The organism is Mesorhizobium argentiipisi (SeqCode), from assembly GCF_037179585.1.
Taxonomy (GTDB): Bacteria; Pseudomonadota; Alphaproteobacteria; order Rhizobiales; family Rhizobiaceae; genus Mesorhizobium; species Mesorhizobium argentiipisi.
In genome coordinates this window covers 1-3,939 of sequence record NZ_JAPYKO010000068.1, presented here as the reverse complement: position 1 = coordinate 3,939, position 3,939 = coordinate 1, and the positions used below count along the sequence as shown (strand labels likewise).

The following is a 3,939-nucleotide window of genomic DNA, read 5'->3' as shown; positions in this document are numbered from 1 at the left end:
CGCCGTTCCATTCGGCCGTGTACATCTTCACGCCCTTGATGTCATAGGTCTCCTTGAGGAAGTGGATGTACTCCAGCGCCTTCTCACCGTCGCGCGGATCGAAAGCACCATTGACGATGAAACGCTCAGGATAGCGCTTGGCCACCTCGGCGTTGCGCTCGATCGTGTTGAAGCCGTTCTTGTAGAAATCCTTAAGATAGGTCGACTGGACGATCGCCACATCGTCGGGACCGTCGATGAACAGGTCGCGATAGAGATCGTCGGCGCTGTATTTCTCGAACTTGCTCTTCTCCCACAGCTGGTCCTTGGGGCTCAGCCCCGTGTGATAGGCATAGAAGCACTCGATGAACTGCTTGCCGTGGACATTTTTCTGGTTCTCGTGGCTGCCGTCCCAGAAATGGGTGTGGCCGTCGACCACGAAAATATCCTTGCCTTCCGGTGTCCTAAACATTCTTCCCTCCGCGTGATGGGTGTTGATCGGTTCGGCGCGCCGCCACCAGGCGGCGCGCCTGATGCTTTGGCGTCTATTCGATGTATTCGAACATCTCGTCCATGTTGCCGAACAGGATCACCGTGTTGTCGTCGATGCGCACCATCCGCCCGTAGTGGGTGGAGCTGTTGACCTCGAAGGTTTCCGCCGTCATCTCGCGGCCGAGATATTCGCTGATCTCGTCCATCTTGAAGACCAGCTTGCCGCTGCCGTCGATGCGGATCATCGCCGGCTGGTAGGTGATCGTCACCCCAGCCTTCTGGCCCATGAATTCGGCGATGGCCCTGGCTTCGACCGAGTCGTTCATGGTGACGCCGCACTGATGCGAAATCGTCTGTTCGAAGGTGATGTCCTTCATCTCCTTGAAGATGTTGGAATGAGTGGCGTCGCGTGCTGCTAATGACATGACAATTTCCCCTTTTTCAGCGCTTGAGGCCGAGTTCGCCAAGGATCTGGCCAATCCGTTCCTCGGATTTGGCACGGACATCCGCGAATGCGACCGGCTTGGAATGCGGCATCGACCAGATCGGCTGCAGGCCGGTGGCTGCCTTGTCGGCGAGCGCGCCGTGTTTCTTGACCCACCCCTGGAAAAGCTTTCGGTTGGCGGCGCCATGCGTCTCGTCATTGGCGAGGAGGTGCATGAGGTCGATCGTGTTGGCGAGGTTGCGCTCGTAATCGGCTTCGGCAGCCGAAATCACCGCAGGCGTGATGAAGTCGTGGTTGGCGGCGGCGATCTGCATCAGGAAGCCGGAGCGGAACACTTCGCCGACCAACGGTTCGAAGATAATGTTGATGGCGAAGTACTGCTCGAGATAATCGGACGCGCCCATGATGGTCTCGACCGCTTCGCGGGTGCCCTGCCAGTTCTTGTCCTCAAGCCATGCCTTCTTGCCGAGTTCGTCGTCCCATCCAGGTAGGTCCATGCCGATTTCGGCAAGGTAGAGCGTGATGTCCTGTGCAAGCCTGAGCTTGTAGGACGAGTTGGTCAGCGTCGCGTTGTTGATCATCTGGGTATAGCCGTAACGCTGCGCCTGCATCAGCGAAGTGCCAAGCCCGAATTCGGCGTGCTTCCAGGCGCCGAGCTGCATCTGCAGGATCTTGATCCAGGCCTTGTCGAAGGTCTTCGGCGCGCCCGACTTGCGAGCATTGTTGATGACGCTCTGCACCATCGTCTCGATCTTCGACTGGCGCTGGTAGTGCGTGCGCTCCCATTCCTGGTCGGGAGCGCGAAAGGCATGCCAGTTGGAGCTCTGCGCGGCGGTATTCTGCTTGATGTAGGCGCCCTTGCCGTCGGCGAAGGAGATGATCCAGTCCTGTATCAGGTAACGCTCAGGATCGGGCTGCACGTCGACCGTCATGTCCTCATAGTGGGTGGCACGCTGACCCTTCGGGTCGAAATACCGGTACTTCCGGCTATCGGAGTCGGCAAAGATCGCCGCGCCGGCGGCTCCGGATCCGACTGAACTTGAAATAGCTGCCATAATTCTCTCTCCCTTGTTGCAGTTGCGATGGGCGTTGCGTGGCCGCCCTCAATGGGCCGGCGTTGCACCTACCGATGTGGTGAACTTGTCGAAGAAGATCCGCTCCGTTTCGAACCCGTTCATGAACAGGACCGGCTGCAGCGCATCGATCATCGGCGGCGGGCCACAGGCATGGACATCGCCCTGCCCGTCGACCGCCAGTTGCTTGAGCGTGGCGTCGACACTCTGGTGTACGAAGCCGCGTTCGCCCTGCCATTCGGCGTCATCGTTCGCGTGCGACAGCACGGGAATGAAGGTGACGTCCGAATGATTGCCGACCAGCTCGGCAATCCTGTCGAGATAGAACAGGTCGTTGCGCGTCCGGGCACCGTAGAAGAAATAAACCGGACGCTTCTCGCCGCTCTTCAGATGGTCGTTGAGGATAGACCAGATCGGCGACATGCCCGAGCCGGCGGCAACCAGGATCAGTGGTCCTTGCCGTTCGTCGCGGCGGAAACAGGTTCCGTAGGGTCCGACGACGGTGACTTCGGCTCCGGCGCTGATGCCTCCGGAATCGAGTTCTCCGGAGAATTTTCCCTCAGGGTATTTTTTGATGATGAAGCAGAGTTTTTCGGTTTGGTCCGGCGTATTTGCCATGGAGAACGAGCGCGTAATCGTCTCCCCTTTTTGCGTGCTAACCGTGATGTCGACATATTGCCCCGCCCAGAACTTCATTGGGGAGCCGAGTTCGATCTCGATGCCGCGAATGTCGTGGGTCAGTCGCTCGACCCGAGCAATCCGGCCCTTGTACGTCTTCACGGCGATCGCTTTCGCCAAAATCTCCTCGTCATAGTTGAGAAGCTCGACTTCCAGATCGGAGTACGCGATGCAGCGGCACAAAAGGACGTGGCCGCTCTCCTTCTCCATGTCATTCAGCGCGAAGGTCGAGTATTTCAGCATTTCGGCTTCGCCATCGAGCAACACGCTTTTGCAGGCCGAGCATTGCCCTTCCTTGCAGCCATGCGGCAGGGCAATCCCCTGGCGAAACGCGGCGTTGAGCACCGTTTCGCCATGCTCGACCTCGAAATCGACGCCGACCGGGCTAAGCCTGACCGTGTGGGTTTCCGACATGCGGACCTCCAGTGAGATGAGCCGGGGGCGGGACGAACCCGCCCCTTCGCCCTGATTAGTTGCAAGGGGTGATGGTGAAGCCCTTGGCGTAATCCGCCAGGTGCTTCTCGCGCTCCGCGGGCGACATAGCGCGCAGCGCGTTCAGCGGCGATCCGAGCTTGTTGCCGCGCACGTCGTCGAGCGTCCACATCTCCTTGTCGTCGAAGCGCATATGCGGCTGCGGAACCAGGGTCTTGCCGTCGGAACGGACGAAGTTCAGGTCCTTGATCGCATCGGCCAGATCCCAGCCGTCATAGAGCGTCTCCCACTCGCGCTTGCCGCTGAAGCGGCCCATGGCGGGCGTCGGACGGCCCTGATACTCGTCGGCGAAGGCCACCGTCGCGGTCCACTTGTCGAGTTCGTGGGCGAAGGTGTGCAGCTGGCCGTCGATCTCGCCGACCACCATGTCCTCGCGGATCAGGCAGGGAACGAGGCAAGACCAGCAGCGGTGCGGATAGACGTAGCCGACGTCGCTGTTGAACAGCAGCACCTTCTCGCCCTTGTGGCTGAGCTTGGCATACCATTTCCAGAAATCGCCGAACTCGGCGTACCAGCCCGGATATTTGTGCTCGAACCACTCGAAGTCCTTGTCGGTCTGGGCTTCGATGCGCCAGAAATTGACCGGCCAGCCGACCGCGAAAAACTGTCCGACCTTGTGGACGTAATTCTTCTTGGTAATGCGTTCCCAGGCCGCCTGGACGTCGTCGTGATGGACCTTGATGCCGTATTTCTCGAGCGGCAGCATGTAGGTGCGGTAGTAGTCCTCATAGATCCAGCGGTGCCACATTTCCGCGTAAGACTCCTTGTTCTTGTCGCGGT

General features: G+C 59.4%; 5 protein-coding genes. All 5 read right to left on the bottom strand.

Going from position 1 to position 3,939, the window contains the following annotated elements; all coding sequences use genetic code 11:
- On the bottom strand, positions 1–451 hold a 451-nt coding region (locus O7A05_RS33865; protein WP_337097748.1), incomplete at its 3' end, for an amidohydrolase family protein.
- A 73-nt stretch (positions 452–524) separates the two neighbouring features.
- A complete protein-coding gene (locus tag O7A05_RS33860; RefSeq protein WP_337097747.1) occupies positions 525–896 on the bottom strand; it encodes an MmoB/DmpM family protein in 372 nt (123 codons plus the stop codon).
- Between the two features lie 16 nt (positions 897–912).
- Positions 913–1,971 (bottom strand): aromatic/alkene monooxygenase hydroxylase subunit beta, encoded by a 1,059-nt coding sequence (locus O7A05_RS33855; RefSeq protein WP_337097746.1) that lies wholly within the window; start codon positions 1,969–1,971, stop codon positions 913–915.
- A gap of 48 nt (positions 1,972–2,019) precedes the next feature.
- Positions 2,020–3,081 (bottom strand): NADH:ubiquinone reductase (Na(+)-transporting) subunit F, encoded by a 1,062-nt coding sequence (locus tag O7A05_RS33850; RefSeq protein ID WP_337097744.1) that lies wholly within the window; start codon positions 3,079–3,081, stop codon positions 2,020–2,022.
- Between the two features lie 55 nt (positions 3,082–3,136).
- Positions 3,137–3,939 (bottom strand): ferritin family protein (locus tag O7A05_RS33845; RefSeq protein ID WP_463152104.1); only part of this gene is annotated, 803 nt, incomplete at its 5' end.

What these genes read in the sequence shown, in the direction of transcription:
- O7A05_RS33860 (WP_337097747.1), bottom strand. Translation starts at nt 896, where the DNA reads ATGTCATTAGCAGCACGCGACGCCACTCATTCCAACATCTTCAAGGAG.
- O7A05_RS33855 (WP_337097746.1), bottom strand. Translation starts at nt 1,971, where the DNA reads ATGGCAGCTATTTCAAGTTCAGTCGGATCCGGAGCCGCCGGCGCGGCG.
- O7A05_RS33850 (WP_337097744.1), bottom strand. Translation starts at nt 3,081, where the DNA reads ATGTCGGAAACCCACACGGTCAGGCTTAGCCCGGTCGGCGTCGATTTC.